This window comes from Microbacterium plantarum (genome assembly GCF_035231185.1).
GTDB lineage: Bacteria > Actinomycetota > Actinomycetes > Actinomycetales > Microbacteriaceae > Microbacterium > Microbacterium plantarum.
In genome coordinates this window covers 504,489-517,561 of sequence record NZ_CP141117.1, presented here as the reverse complement: position 1 = coordinate 517,561, position 13,073 = coordinate 504,489, and the positions used below count along the sequence as shown (strand labels likewise).

At 71.4% G+C, this 13,073-nt stretch carries 12 protein-coding genes; 9 read left to right on the top strand and 3 right to left on the bottom strand.

Going from position 1 to position 13,073, the window contains the following annotated elements; translation table 11 throughout:
• Window positions 1-22 precede the first annotated feature (22 nt).
• Genes VC184_RS02450 through VC184_RS02430 form a run of 5 tightly spaced genes read left to right on the top strand, consistent with a single transcriptional unit; the run spans window position 23 to window position 3,808 of the window.
• Complete coding sequence (locus VC184_RS02450; protein WP_323987188.1) at window positions 23-595, top strand: RNA polymerase sigma factor; 573 nt, start codon at window positions 23-25, stop codon at window positions 593-595.
• Complete coding sequence (locus VC184_RS02445; RefSeq protein WP_323987187.1) at window positions 595-1,182, top strand: Asp23/Gls24 family envelope stress response protein; 588 nt, start codon at window positions 595-597, stop codon at window positions 1,180-1,182. The genes VC184_RS02450 and VC184_RS02445 overlap by 1 nt, the downstream gene beginning before the upstream one ends.
• Window positions 1,179-1,499, top strand: coding sequence for a hypothetical protein (locus VC184_RS02440; RefSeq protein ID WP_282502009.1), 321 nt, complete (start codon window positions 1,179-1,181; stop codon window positions 1,497-1,499). The genes VC184_RS02445 and VC184_RS02440 overlap by 4 nt, the downstream gene beginning before the upstream one ends.
• Before the next feature lie 48 nt (window positions 1,500-1,547).
• On the top strand, window positions 1,548-3,026 hold the full coding sequence (locus tag VC184_RS02435; protein WP_282502008.1) for a carboxylesterase/lipase family protein: 1,479 nt from the start codon (window positions 1,548-1,550) through the stop codon (window positions 3,024-3,026).
• Window positions 3,027-3,052: 26 nt separating this feature from the next.
• Window positions 3,053-3,808: a hypothetical protein gene (locus VC184_RS02430; RefSeq protein ID WP_282502007.1), complete on the top strand. Its 756-nt coding sequence runs from the start codon at window positions 3,053-3,055 to the stop codon at window positions 3,806-3,808.
• 12 nt (window positions 3,809-3,820) lie between these two features.
• On the opposite strand, the gene VC184_RS02425 is transcribed toward VC184_RS02430, so the two are convergent.
• Window positions 3,821-4,870 (bottom strand): lipoate--protein ligase family protein, encoded by a 1,050-nt coding sequence (locus VC184_RS02425; protein ID WP_023952552.1) that lies wholly within the window; start codon window positions 4,868-4,870, stop codon window positions 3,821-3,823.
• Window positions 4,871-4,970: 100 nt separating this feature from the next.
• On the opposite strand from VC184_RS02425, the gene VC184_RS02420 reads away from it, so the two are divergent.
• Together VC184_RS02420 and VC184_RS02415 are read left to right on the top strand one after the other, a co-directional pair.
• Window positions 4,971-5,714 (top strand): ABC transporter ATP-binding protein, encoded by a 744-nt coding sequence (locus VC184_RS02420; protein ID WP_282502005.1) that lies wholly within the window; start codon window positions 4,971-4,973, stop codon window positions 5,712-5,714.
• Window positions 5,711-7,126 (top strand): FtsX-like permease family protein, encoded by a 1,416-nt coding sequence (locus VC184_RS02415; RefSeq protein ID WP_114589116.1) that lies wholly within the window; start codon window positions 5,711-5,713, stop codon window positions 7,124-7,126. The genes VC184_RS02420 and VC184_RS02415 overlap by 4 nt, the downstream gene beginning before the upstream one ends.
• Before the next feature lie 22 nt (window positions 7,127-7,148).
• Here VC184_RS02415 and VC184_RS02410 read toward each other — a convergent pair whose 3' ends face one another.
• On the bottom strand, window positions 7,149-7,994 hold the full coding sequence (locus tag VC184_RS02410; protein WP_274178307.1) for an alpha/beta fold hydrolase: 846 nt from the start codon (window positions 7,992-7,994) through the stop codon (window positions 7,149-7,151).
• Window positions 7,995-8,077: 83 nt separating this feature from the next.
• Between VC184_RS02410 and VC184_RS02405 the strand changes: the two genes are divergently transcribed.
• Both VC184_RS02405 and VC184_RS02400 read left to right on the top strand, forming a co-directional pair.
• A complete protein-coding gene (locus tag VC184_RS02405; protein WP_112616303.1) occupies window positions 8,078-8,536 on the top strand; it encodes a MarR family winged helix-turn-helix transcriptional regulator in 459 nt (152 codons plus the stop codon).
• A gap of 8 nt (window positions 8,537-8,544) precedes the next feature.
• Window positions 8,545-9,882 (top strand): MFS transporter, encoded by a 1,338-nt coding sequence (locus VC184_RS02400; RefSeq protein ID WP_282502004.1) that lies wholly within the window; start codon window positions 8,545-8,547, stop codon window positions 9,880-9,882.
• A gap of 138 nt (window positions 9,883-10,020) precedes the next feature.
• Here the strand turns inward: VC184_RS02400 and VC184_RS02395 are convergent, their stop codons facing one another.
• Window positions 10,021-12,897 carry a rhamnogalacturonan lyase gene (locus VC184_RS02395; protein ID WP_323987186.1) on the bottom strand — a complete coding sequence of 959 codons (2,877 nt, stop codon included), beginning with the start codon at window positions 12,895-12,897 and terminating at the stop codon, window positions 10,021-10,023.
• Window positions 12,898-13,073: the final 176 nt, after the last annotated feature.

The following is a 13,073-nucleotide window of genomic DNA, read 5'->3' as shown; positions in this document are numbered from 1 at the left end:
CGAGAAGTTTTCTAGGGGAACGATGCGAGCCGAAGACAGCGGGTCGGACACCGACCTGCAGGCCGCGCCCGACGGCATCCTGGCTGCCCGCGCGGCATCCGGCGACGCCGACGCGTTCGATGTCCTCCTCCACCGTCACTTCCGCCTCGTGCGCGCCTACGTGTACCGCATCGTCGGCACCCTCTCGGAGACGGACGACGTCGTGCAGGAGGCGTTCCTCACCGCGTGGCGGCAGCTGTCCACCCTGCGTGACCCGAACGCCGTGAAGGCGTGGCTCATGAAGATCGCGAGCCGCGAGGCGTACGCGCATCTCAGGAAGCGCCCCGACCATGACACACTGGACGGATTCGACAGAGCCGCGGAGGCGAGCCTCCTCCCCGAGGCGGCCGCCATCCGCAACGCACAGTTGCAAGCGCTCTCTCTTGCACTCGATGCGCTGCCGGAAGCCCAACGCCGCTGCTGGCTGCTCCGAGAAGTCGGGTCGCTCAGCTATACCGAGATCGCAGAAGAGATGAACCTCCCTCTCAGCACCGTTCGAGGAAACCTGTCCCGCGCCCGCGCCAGCATCACGATCCAGATGGCGGGGTGGCGTTGATGGATGCCGCCGACGTGACTCTCGAGTGCGGCAAGACGATCGACGAGATCAGTGACTACCTCGACAGCGGTCGCTCGCCGTACGACCCCGAGATCGAGACCTGTCCCGACTGCCTCAACGCCCTCGATGCCCTCGAACGGGCGGGGCGGTTGTCACGTGATCTCATCGCGGCGGATGCCGCCGAGATGCCCGAGCCCTCGGAGAACTGGTTCCACGGTGTGATGGACGCCGTACGCGCCGAGCTGCGAGCCGGTCGCTCGATCCCGCTGTCGCATCCCGATCCGCGGGTCTCGATGACCGTCACCGAGGGAGCCGTGCAAGCGCTCATCCGCGCCAGCGGCGACGCGATCGACGGCGTCTTCATCGGCCATTCGCGCATCGTCGGCGACGTCGAGGTGCCCGATGCGCCGATCGCCGTCGACATCACCGCGTCGGTCGCCTGGGGCGAGTCGCTGCCGACCGCCGCCGGAGCGGTCCGCCGAGCGGTGTCCGAGGCGCTCGCCCAGCACACCGAGCTGAACATCACCGCCATCGACGTCACCGTCGAAGACCTCCACCGTCCCTTCCCGCCCAAGGACATCGCATGATCGAGCCCGTCTCCGTCGTCGGCCCGTCGGCTCCGCGCCCCCTCGTCGAGGTGCCCGGGGTCAGCGCCGTGCACGATCCGCGCCCGCCGCTGACCCGCGTGCTCGGAGCGGCGGCCACGGCGCTCCGCCGAGAAGCGGCGGCTCCGACGAACGACATCCTCGTCTCGGCCGACGGCGAGGTGGTGACCGCGGCAGCCGCCATCTCCGTCGCCGCATCCGCGCGCACTCCCGAGGTGGCCCGCGCCGTCGCCGACGAACTCCGCGTGCAGTATCCGACCGTCGACCGGATCACGGTGCAGGTCCGCCGCATTGCCTGACCCGCAGCCGCCTCACCGAGGCGCCGCCGAGTCCGCTAGCTTCGGATCGTGACAGCGAGCGTCTCGGCATCCCTCTCCAGCGGTGAGGTGCGCGGCACGCGTCGCCCCGACGGCACTCTCGCGTTCCTCGGCATCCCGTACGCGAAGGCCCCGACCGGCACGCTGCGGTTCGCCGAGCCCGCGCCCGTCGAGCCGTGGGACGGCGTCCGCGACGCGACCGCCTACGGACCGACGCCGCAGCGCGGGGACGACGCCGACACCCTCATCCCCGAGCCGTCGATCCCGGGCGACGACACCCTGTCGGTCAACGTCTTCGCGCCCGACTCGCCCGCGCGGGCGGGCGGCGCACGGCATCCGGTGCTCGTCTACATCCACGGCGGAGCCTTCGTGCAGGGTTCGCCCGCGAGCCCCTGGTACGACGGCGGCTCGTTCGCGCGGGCGGGCATCGTCGTGGTGACGGTCTCGTACCGGCTGGGCTTCGACGGCTTCGGCCTCCTTCCCGGAGCCCCGACGAACCGCGCGGTGCGCGACTGGATCGCCGCCCTCGAGTGGGTGCGGGCGAACGTGTCCGCCTTCGGCGGGGATCCGGATGATGTCACGATCGCCGGGCAGTCCGCGGGCGGCGGCGCGGTGCTCACCCTGCTCGGGATGCCGGATGCTCAACACCTGTTCCGCCGTGTGCTGGCGATCTCGGCGGCCCTGACGAACGTGCCGCCCGCCCGGGCCGCGACGGCGACAGGCCGGCTCGCCGCGCGCCTCGGCATCGCCCCGACACGCGAGGCGTTCGCCGGCGTCGACGAGCTCACGGTGCTCACGGCGCAGCAAGCTCTCGAGTCGGAGCGGCACGGCAGCATCATCGCCTCGGTGCGCTCGCGGCTCGCCGAAGGGCTCACGTGGCGTCCGGTCGTCGACGGCGAGCTCATCCCGCGCCCCACCCTCGACGCACTCGCGGCCGGCGTCGGCGCGGACAAGACGCTCGTGCTCGGCACCACTGACGACGAGTTCACGATGATCACCGACGGGGTCGCCGGCCCGTTGCGTTTCGTCCCGCCGGCGCTCGCGCTGGCCGCCCTCGGGGTCGGCCACGCGATGCGCTGGCGCTACATCCGCGACAACCGCGCGCAGCGACGACTCGGCACCGCCGCGTTCCTCGGCCGTTACGCCACCGACCGCATCTTCCGCGACACCGTGCCGCTCGTCGCCCGGGCACGAAGCGGCTCGCCGACGTGGGCCTACCGGTTCAGCTGGCCCTCCCCGACCAAGCGCTGGGCGCTGCACTGCCTCGATGTGCCGTTCTGGTGGGACGTCCTCGACGCCGACGGCGTCGCGAGGCTCGCGGGGCCGCACCCGCCGCAGGAGCTGGCCGATGCGATGCACGGCGCCGCCGTGTCGTTCGTGCGGACCGGCGACCCGGGCTGGCCGCGATGGACGCCGGACGAGCGGGCGACCCGCATGTTCGGCGCTCCGCCGTCGGTGCCGACGGTCGCGGCCGACGGCTACGCGTCGGTGCGGGCGCTCGTCGGCTGACGGGGTACGGGTGAGAGGAGAAGACGATGCGTGAGAGCTCCGCCGCCTCCGCGGCCCGCGAACTCGTGGAGTCCGGGCGCGGATTCGACGCCGCGCTGATCGAGCGCGCCGCCTTCGCCGACGAACCGGCGGTCCAGGATCTGCTGGACGCGTCGGACGAAGAGCGCCGCCGCCCGGTCGGCCGCGGGTCGATGTTCCGCTCACTGGGCGTCGCACTGCTGGAGTTCCTGCCGATCATCGCCGCCGGGGTCGTCGTGATCCCCGCCCGAACGGCATCCGACCTGACCGTGCCGACCCTCGTCGCCGCTGCGCTGGCGATCGTGGCGGCGGCATCGCGTCCGGTGCTGTGGCGGCAGCTGGCGAGCGGGCGCGCCGAGGCGAGCGGTTCCCAGCTGTCCATCAATGCCATCTCGGTGCTCTTCACCGCGTTCGCGATCCTCATCGTCGCGCTGCGCTCCGATGACGCCGGTGCCCCCGGCCTCACCATCGGCGCCTTCGCCGTGCAGGGCATCGCGTCCGCCGTCACCGTCGCCACCATCGTCCGAGCCGGGCGTCGCGCCGGAGGGTCTTCGACTCCGCGCACGGGAGTCGAGGCCCTGCGCGCCGCCGTCGGCGCGCTGCCGGCCGCGCGACAGGAGCGGGCACGGGAAGACATCGCCACCGCGATGCGCGTGGCGGTCGACGGCGGCATCCTGAGCGAATCGGATGCCGCCATCCTGACGCGAGCGCCGCTCGGCGGTCTCACCCGAGCCCACTGGGCCCTGTCGCAGACGCGCCGCTGACGACGCCGCGGCTCAGGGAACGCGCTTGAGCCAGGCGTCCGTCGCGAACTTGGACTCGACGAGCGCTTCGGCCTCGGCGTACTCCTCGTCGGAGATCGTGCCGGGCACGGCGCCGTAGCGCTTCGAGAACACCTCGATGAACCGCTCGATGATCGCGTCGCGAGGCAGACCCGTCTGGCTGCGCAGCGGGTCGACGCGCTTGGCGGCCGAGACGGTTCCCTTGTCGCTGAGCTTTTCGCGGCCGATGCGCAGCACCTCGGTGAGGACCTGACCATCCATGTCGTACGACAGCGTGGCGTGGTGGAGCACCCCGCCGTTCGCGAGACGCTTCTGCGCGGCGCCGCCGATCTTGCCCGACGGTGAGGCGATGTCGTTGAGCGGCTGATACGTCGCCTCGATGCCGAGTGAGCGGAGGGCCTCGAGCACCCAGTCGTCGAGGAAGGCGTACGAGTCGGCGAAGGTCAGCCCCGCAACGAGGGATGCCGGCACGTACAGCGAGTACGTCACGATCGAGTTCGCCGCCATCATCATCGCTCCCCCGCCGGAGATGCGGCGCACGACGTCGAACCCGTGCTTCGCGGCACCCTCGGGGTCGACCTCGTTGCGGTACGACTGGAACGACCCGATCACGACGGCCGATTCGTTCCACTCCCAGATGCGCAGGGTGGGGTTCCGCCGGCCGTCGCCGACGCGGGTGGTCAGCACCTCGTCGAGCGCGAGGTTCATGCTGGGCGACACGGCTCGGTCGTGGACGACCTCCCAGTCGAACTCGCGCCAGCCCGGGGCCGTGATCATGGCGCGCCGCACCGCAGTGCCCACCGACTCGGGCGTGAAGCCGAGCAGCTGGGCGCCGTCGGGCAGCGCCGAACGGACGGCGGCCGCAATGGTGGCGACATCAGACTCCTCGGGCAGGCCCGTCACTGCCGCATCGATGTCGGCGAGCGCGTCGTCGGGCTCGAGGAAGAAGTCGCCCGCCAGGTGGAAATCGGCGATGCGGCCGTCGCGCACCTCGAGGTCGACGACGACCAGCTTTCCTCCGGGGACCTTGTATTCGCCGTGCATGCGTCCAGCCTAGGACCGGGCGGAGGATCGGTCGCCCGACGGATGCCGTTACACCTCGCGACGGACGACGGCGCGGGCCCCGCTCGGAAGAGTGGATGACATGAACCCCACCATCGATTCCGCCCCCGTCCTCGAAGCCCGCGGGCTCGTGAAGCGCTACGGGGCGCTCACCGCGCTCGACCGCGTCGACCTGACCGTGCGCGCCGGCGAGGCCGTCGCGATCATGGGCGCCTCGGGGTCGGGCAAGACGACGCTTCTGCACTGCCTCGCCGCAATCATCTCGCCCGATGCCGGCTCCGTCCGCCTCGCCGCTCCCGGCGCCCCGGCGCAGGAGCTCGTCGGCATGCCCGACGCCGACCGCTCCGCCGTGCGTCGCAGCAGCCTCGGCTTCGTCTTCCAGGACCACCTGCTGCTGCCCGAGCTCACCGCCGTCGAGAACGCCGCCCTTCCGCTGCTCCTCGTCGGCACGGCGCGAGCTGCTGCCGAAGCGCACGCCGCCGCCTGGCTCGGCGCCCTGGGCCTCGCCGGCATGGACAACCGGCGCATCGGCGAGCTCTCCGGCGGGCAGGCGCAGCGCGTCGCCATCGCCCGCGCCCAGGTGACCGGAGCCCCCGTGGTGTTCGCCGACGAGCCGACCGGCGCCCTCGACTCCACCACCTCCGCGGAGGTCCTCGATGCGCTGCTGCACGCCACCACCGGCCAGGGCCGCAGCCTCGTCGTCGTGACCCACGATGCGGAGGTCGCGCGCCGCTGCGACCGCGTCCTCCGGATGCGCGACGGACGCATCGTCGATTCGTCCGTCGCGCCCGCGCGTGGGACCGCAGCCGCCGAGGTGACCCGATGAGCGTCGTCGTCGCGACCGGTTCGCTCCCGCAGCCTCCGACCCCGCTGGCCCGAGCGACGGAGACACCGGGCAGTGTGCGCCGCGTCGCGGCTCTCACGGTCCTGCTCTCCCGGCCGGCGCGGCAAGGGTCTGCGGCCATCGTCCTGCCACTGGTCGCCTTCGCGGTGACGACGATGCTCATGCTGATCGTCGCGGGCGGCACCCGCATGTTCCTCACCGACCCGCGCACGGGCCAGATGGCTTTCCTCTACGGCGTGCTCAGCGTCCTCGCGCTCATCCTTCTCGCCGTTCCGACAGCAACCCTCGGGGCTGCCGCCGCGCGCCTGTCGAGCCGGCGCCGCAACGACCGGCTCTCGACGCTGCGCCTCCTCGGCGCCACCAACACCGAGGTCGGAGCGATGGCGGTGGGTGAGGCATCCGCCGTCGCGTTCGCGGGAGCACTGGTCGGCGCCGCCGCCTACGGCATCGCCCTGCCGCTGGTCGGGCTGCTCCCCTTCTTCGGTGGCCCCGTCGGTGCCGCCGCCGTGTGGGCCGGATGGCCGATCGTCCTGGCCGTCATCCTGGGCGTCGGGCTCATCGCGACGGTGAGCGCGGCAGCGAGCCTGCGACGCGTGCGGCTCACCCCACTGGGCGTGCGCCGCCGCACCGAGGCGCCGCCGCGACGCACCCGCACCCTCGTGATCTCCGGGATCGCGATCGTCGCCGTCGGCACGATCGTGGCCCAGTTCAGCAGCGTGAGCGCGGTCCTCGCCCCCGCAGCGTCGATCGCCCTCCTGCTGGCTCTGTTCGCCGGGGCCCTCGCTCTGGTGAACCTCATCGGTACGCCCATCGTCGCCGCACGCGGCCGCTCGATGGCACGCCGCGCCCGGACGGCTGCTCAGCTCATCGCAGGCCGGGAGCTCGCCGCACATGCCCCCACCGCCTGGCGTCGAGTCTCGAGCATCGCGATGATCTCGTTCATCGCCGTCGTCGGGGGCAGCGGCATCGCGCTCACCGAGATCGCCGGCGACGAGCCTGGAATGACGCTGTTCGCCGACATCCGCACCGGCGTCCTCGTCACCCTCGGGGCGGGCTTCGTCCTGCTCGCCGCCTCGGTGGGCGTCAGTCAGGCGGCGTCGGTGCTCGACGACCGCGAGCTCATCGTGGGCCTCGACCGGCTCGGCATGGAGCCCGCGGAACTCGCTCGGGCACGTCGCATCACGGTGATGCTGCCCCTGCGCTGGGCTGCCGCCGGCGGAGCGGTCGTCGGCGTGGCGCTGGCTCTCCCGGTCGTGGGGATCAGCCTGGTCGTCGCGCCGCTGACGATGGCCGTCATCGCGGCGACCTTCGTCGCGGGCTTCGGGGCGGTCGCGCTGGCGCTCCTCGCGTCACGCCCGCTCGTCACGGCAATCCGACGCGGTCCCGCCGGGTGACACCGACGCTGCTTGCCGCGATTCAGTCCCGCGGGAAGCGGGCGTCGAGCCAGGCGAGCAGATCGGCCTGCACGTCACCCCGGACCGCCTCGTTGAAGATCTCGTGACGAGCACCGGGGTAGACGAGCGTCGTCACATCCGTCAGGCCCGATCGCGTGCGGTAGGCGTCGGCGAGGCGATGGACGCTGCGAGGCCCGCCGACGGTGTCGTCCCGGCCGACCATGAGCAGCACCGGGACGTCGACACCGAGGTCGCGTCGGGGTCGGCCGATGAGCTTGAGCGTCTCGACCGGCCCGAACAGGCGGGGCAGCGCGGTCGTCGTCGTGAGCGGGTCGTCCAGGAAGCTCTGCTGGACGGCGGCATCCGTGCTCAGCCACTCGACGCCGTTCGCGCCGGGCGCCTTCCACGGCGCGTTCAGGTCGCCCGAGTTGAGCGATCCGGGCCAGCGCAGCGCCGACCCCGACAGCACGAGTGCCGCGTATGCCTCGGGCCGGTCGTCGAACAGCATCTGCGCGAGGAATGATCCCCACGAGTGGCCGAGGAGCACGATCGGCGCCCCGGGATGGTCGCGCTCGATGATGCGGGTCAGCTCGGCGCAGGCGTCGCGCGCGGCATGCAGCCCTCCCCGACCGAGCTTGCCGAGCTTGCTCGGATCACCGTGCTGCCGGATGCCGGTGCGGCCATGACCCCGGTGGTCATCGGCGTAGACGGTGAAGCCCGCTGCGGTGAGGATCCCGGCGAGTTCGGCATACCGGCCCGCGTGCTCGCCGACACCGTGCAGCAGCTGCACGACGGCCCGCTGCTCGCCATGCGCGGGATGGATGTCGTAGACGATCGCGACCCCGTGCGCGTCGATGAACTCGGGCATGCGGCGAGTCTACGTTTCCGGCCGTCGCATTCCGGACACCACAGACCGTTAGCAAGACTAATGAGCTAAGCTAAACATCACAGATGAGCACCTCTTCCCCCGCTTCCGCCCCACCGACCGCCATCGATCTCGCGCACGACGCGACCGACCTCCGCATGGCGACCTTCCGCCTCGCACGGCGGCTCCGCGCGCAGCGTGCCGTCGATTCGATGAGCGACGGGCAGTACGCCGTGCTCGCGAACCTGCACGTGCACGGTCCGCACACGCTCGGCGAGCTGGCCGACCGCGAGCGCGTATCGGCACCGTCGATGAACCGCACCGTCAACCACCTCGAAGAGCTCGGGTACCTGACCCGGACACCCGACGACGGCGACCGCCGCAAGGTGAACATCGCCCTCACCGACGAGGGCCGCACCGTCGTGATCGAGACGACCCGCCGTCGCGACTCCTGGCTCGAGCACGCGCTGGAAGAGCTCGAACCGGCCGACCGTGAGACTCTCGCGGCCGCCGCCGTCATCATGCGGGCGGTGGCCGACCGATGAGCTCCGCGATGTTCCGCTCCTTCTCGGTGTTCAACTACCGGGTGTGGTTCTTCGGCGCCCTCGTGTCGAACGTCGGCGCGTGGATGCAGGCCACAGCGCTCAGCTGGGTCGTCCTCACCGGCCTCACCGACAACGACGCGGGAGCGATGGGCGTCACGATGGCGCTGCAGTTCGCCCCGCCGCTCCTGCTCGTGGGCGTCACCGGGTGGGTCGCCGACCGTTTCGACCGGCGCCGTCTGCTCGTGGTCACGCAGAGCTCGCTCATGCTCGTCGGGCTGGTCATCGGCACGCTGCTGCTCACGGGCGTCATGACGCTCCCGCTCATGTACGTCTTCGCGTTCACGCTCGGCATGATCTCGGCCTTCGACAATCCGGCGCGCCAGGCGTTCGTCTCCGACATCGTCGCGCGCGAGATCGCGGCCAATGCGGTCGCGCTCAACGCGGCATCCTTCAACGGAGCGCGCATGATCGGCCCCGCTGCCGCGGGAATCGTCATCGTCGCGGTCGGCACCGGCTGGGTGTTCTTCATCAACGCGGCGACGTTCCTCGCGATGATCGTGGCGCTGTTCCTCATCCGACCCGGCGAGCTCATCCCGCGGGTCACCTCTCCCGGCGCGGCGCGCCTCGCCGACGGCTTCCGGTACGTGCGCGGGCGCCCCGACCTCATGGTGACGTTCGCGATGGTGTTCCTCCTCGGCGCCTTCGGTATGAACTTCCCGATCTTCGCCTCGACGATGGCGATCGAGTTCGGACGCGATGCCGACGGGTACGGCCTCCTCAGCTCGATCCTGGCGATCGGATCGCTCGCGGGCGCCCTGATGGCAGCACGTCGCGATCGCGCCCGCATCCGCGTCGTGATCTTCGGCGCCGGACTCTTCGCGCTCGCCGCAGCGGTGTCGGCCTTCATGCCGGACTACTGGCTGTACGCAGTGACCCTGATGTTCACCGGGTTCGCGGTCGTGACCACCCTCACGACGGCCAACGGGTACGTGCAGACCACGACCGACCCGGCGCTGCGCGGCCGCGTGCTCGCGCTGTACATGGCGATCCTCATGGGCGGCACGCCCATCGGCGCGCCGATCGTCGGGTGGGTCGCCGACCAGTTCGGGCCGCGCGCGGCCATCGGCCTCGGTGCCGTCGCCGCCTTCGTCGCGTTCGGGGTCGGGGTGACGTGGATGCTCGTCTCCGGACGCGTGCACCGCTCGAGCTCGCGCCGGTTCGCCCTCTCGCTCGACGAGACGCGTCCGATCTCGGTCGTCGCCCCGGAGGAGTTCAGCGACGAGGTCGCGGGCACGACGCCCATCTCCCTGCCCGACGCCACGTCCGACCGCCCCCGCACCCGCTGAAGCCCCCGCCCGATCCCGCCCGCGCCCGATACATCTGTCGGATGGGTGGGGCTGGTGAGCATTCGCACGGCCTCACCGGCCCCACCCGTCACTCCGGCCCTTCGGATGTATCGGGGCCTCGCGTCCGAGCGGGACGCCTCAGCACATCCGGGCGAAGTAGGGCACGTCGTAGGTGGCGTGGTAACCGACACCGTCGACCCACTGATACGCCGTGACGGTCGCCGACCCGGGCACGAGCGAGTCGCGGCCCGAGTCGAAGAGCCGGTACGCCGCGTCGGCCGCCGCGACCTTCTGCTGCGCGTGCTCGCCGCCGACCGCGGCCAGCCGCACGTCGACCGGCGCCCCCGCCTGATTCGCGGCATGGACCGCGACGTGCACCGCTCCGTTGACGCACTGCGACCGCGCGCTGACTCGGAGTGGCACCGGCTGCCCCTCTCGCACTGTGGCCGTCGCCGACGGCTGCGACTGCGCCGCCGAGCCGAAGGTGCCAGCGGGCGTGACGGTCGCGGTCCACTCCCCCGGCGGGACCGTCGCGAACCGCGCAGAGCGAGCCTCGGTCCCGACCTGCTGCTCGATCGTGTCGCCCGCCTCCGAGCGGAGGATGACGGTGAAGCCGGTGACCTCGGCGCCGGCATCCGTCGTCTTCCAAGTGACGTTGACGCCGGTCGAGTCCACCCCGATGCCGGGCGTCGCGACGGGCGCGGGAGCAGGCCGCAGCGGCACACCGGCGAAGTCCATGCCCGAGGCGAGGTGGAAACCGGTGTAGCTCGGCTGGTTGTAGGTCGTCTGCTGACGGGCGACCTCGGCGCGGTACTGCGGATCGTGCATGAGCGTGTACAGCTTGTGCTCGGTCACCTCGGTCGAGACGTACACCCGCAGCGCCGACGAGTCGGCCGTGCGCACGACCAGCTCTTCGCGCCAGTCTCCCAGCACGTCGGCGACGAGCCCGGGGTTGCCCTTCGTGCCGTTGTTGGCGAGGGTTCCGGATGCCGTCAGTACGGTGCCGCGCGCCCAGTCGTCGATCGTCGGGGTGACGTCACCGCTGCCGTTCACGATCTGCGTCGTGAGGTCGCCGCCCCAGCGGATCGAGGCGTTGGTGCCGGGCGTCGCCGCCGAGAGCACCTCGCCCTGGGCGGTCAGCAGGCCCGAGGCATCCGTTCCGCCGGGCATGCTCGACCAGACCTCCATGCCGGGCACGTCGGGGCGCACGTCGCCGATCATCCCGCGCCCGGTGTCACGGCCCGAGTAGGCGCCGAAGATGACCTCGCCGGTGGCGGCATCCCGCAGTGCCGTACCGTACGGCGCGTATGCCCCGCCCTCGTGCACGGTGAAGATCTCCAGGCCCGGGCGAGTCGGGTCGATGTCGGCGACGTGCATCGCGTCGCCGTGACCGAGGCGCGCCATCTCGCCCGGGGTCGCCGATCCCTCGGGCATCTCGGCGAACGAGCTGTAGAGCAGGCTGCCGTCGTCGTCGAGCGTCGCCGATCCGTAGACGATCTCGTGGCGGCCGTCTCCGTCGACGTCCGCCGCCGACAGACTGTGGAAGCCCTGCGTCGTGATCGAGCCGTACACGGGATCGGTGCCGTCGACCCCGTGGGGACCGTCGTTGAACGGGTTGGTCATCGGGGCATGCCCACTGTCGACGAACCACCGTTTCGAGAGGTTCTCGCCGTCCCAGTCGTAGGTCGCGATCGTCGTGCGGGTGTAGTAACCGCGAGCGAACACCGCCGACGGGCGCTCACCGTCGAGATAGGCGACGCCCGCCAGGAACCGGTCGACCCGGTTGCCGGGCTCGATGCGCGACATCGCGTAGTCGCCCCACAGCAGGCCGTCGTCGCCGCGGTCGGGCTCGTAGCGCACGGTCTGCAGCTCGGCCCCGCTCTCGCCGTCGAAGACGGTGAGGTACTCGGGCCCGTCGAGGATGAAGCCCTCGAAGTTCCGCAGGGCGTTGCGGGCGCTGCGGCTCGGGGCGTACACGTCGATGAAGTGGTCGACGAGGGCGCGGGCGTCGGCATCCGACAACGGGTAGTCGTAGCGCGGCTCGATGCCGAAGGCCTCTTCCAGGGTGGCCGGCCACTGGCCCGAGACGACTTCGTCGCGCGTCGACCATCCGCGGAACATCTCCTCGAGGTGGTCGGCGTAGTCGGCGGCGCTCATGCGGTAGTCATCGGTGTGGGCGTAGCCCGCCGCGACATCCTCGTCCGGCATCGTGACGTACTGCTCCGAGGCCACCGAGCCGTCGTCGGCGTAGGTGATCGACTTCGTCCCGGGCGCGGTCTTGAGCATCGTCTCCGACCGGCCGTCACCGTCGAAGTCGTAGACGAGGAACTGCGTGTAGTGCGCGCCGGCACGGATGTTCGGACCGAGGTCGAGCCGGTTCAGCAGGCGCCCCTCGAGGCTGTAGGTGTCGATGTAGACCCCGCCGGTGTACCCGACCTGCGAGACATCCTTGGAGTTCGAGGGATCCCACTTCACGATGAACTCGTAGCGCCCGTCACCGTCGACGTCACCGACGGAGACGTCGTTGGCCGAGTAGGTGTACTCCTCGCCCGCCGGGGTCACGCCGCCTTCGGGCCGCTGCAGCGCGATGTCGAGGAAGCCGGCATCCATCGCGATCGCGGCCTCGCTCGCCGCCGCCTCGACGCCCGCCGTGACCGGCGCCACGCGATAGACGGATGCCGCCGTCCCGGCGTCGTCGCGGTAGTTCGTGCTGTCGGTGACGGTGGCGATTGGAACGTCGTCGCGGTAGACGACGAAGTCGGTGCCCGTGAGGCCGGTCTCGCCGGCACCGCTGGCCTCGCCCGCGAGCAGACGCCAGCTGAGGAAGACGCCCTCGTCCGTCGGCACGGCGACCAGGCCGCGATCGAGGGTCTCGAGCCGCGGTATCGGCGCGGACGGCGGCGCCTCGACCCCTGCCGCGGGAAGCGTTGCGACGCCCCCGACCGTGAGGGTCGCCGTGGCGAGCGTGCCCGCGGCGAGGCCGGCGAGCAGCGAGGAGCGGAGTCTGTTCTTCATTGAATGGATCCCATCGGAATGCGCTTTCCTGCGTTCCGATGAGCCTAGGCGCACCTCCCCCGCGCGCCGATGAGTCTTCTCTCATCCGGTCCGCGCGGCCTCCACCCGATGGTGCCGAGGTCCCACTTGGGCCGGTAAAGCGGCGCGCAGAACCGGCCGAACGGGGACCTCGCGGG

What these genes read in the sequence shown, in the direction of transcription:
- VC184_RS02440 (WP_282502009.1), top strand. Translation starts at nt 1,179, where the DNA reads ATGATCGAGCCCGTCTCCGTCGTCGGCCCGTCGGCTCCGCGCCCCCTC.
- VC184_RS02400 (WP_282502004.1), top strand. Translation starts at nt 8,545, where the DNA reads ATGTTCCGCTCCTTCTCGGTGTTCAACTACCGGGTGTGGTTCTTCGGC.
- VC184_RS02420 (WP_282502005.1), top strand. Translation starts at nt 4,971, where the DNA reads ATGAACCCCACCATCGATTCCGCCCCCGTCCTCGAAGCCCGCGGGCTC.
- VC184_RS02415 (WP_114589116.1), top strand. Translation starts at nt 5,711, where the DNA reads ATGAGCGTCGTCGTCGCGACCGGTTCGCTCCCGCAGCCTCCGACCCCG.
- VC184_RS02445 (WP_323987187.1), top strand. Translation starts at nt 595, where the DNA reads ATGGATGCCGCCGACGTGACTCTCGAGTGCGGCAAGACGATCGACGAG.
- VC184_RS02425 (WP_023952552.1), bottom strand. Translation starts at nt 4,870, where the DNA reads ATGCACGGCGAATACAAGGTCCCCGGAGGAAAGCTGGTCGTCGTCGAC.
- VC184_RS02410 (WP_274178307.1), bottom strand. Translation starts at nt 7,994, where the DNA reads ATGCCCGAGTTCATCGACGCGCACGGGGTCGCGATCGTCTACGACATC.
- VC184_RS02405 (WP_112616303.1), top strand. Translation starts at nt 8,078, where the DNA reads ATGAGCACCTCTTCCCCCGCTTCCGCCCCACCGACCGCCATCGATCTC.
- VC184_RS02395 (WP_323987186.1), bottom strand. Translation starts at nt 12,897, where the DNA reads ATGAAGAACAGACTCCGCTCCTCGCTGCTCGCCGGCCTCGCCGCGGGC.
- VC184_RS02450 (WP_323987188.1), top strand. Translation starts at nt 23, where the DNA reads ATGCGAGCCGAAGACAGCGGGTCGGACACCGACCTGCAGGCCGCGCCC.
- VC184_RS02430 (WP_282502007.1), top strand. Translation starts at nt 3,053, where the DNA reads ATGCGTGAGAGCTCCGCCGCCTCCGCGGCCCGCGAACTCGTGGAGTCC.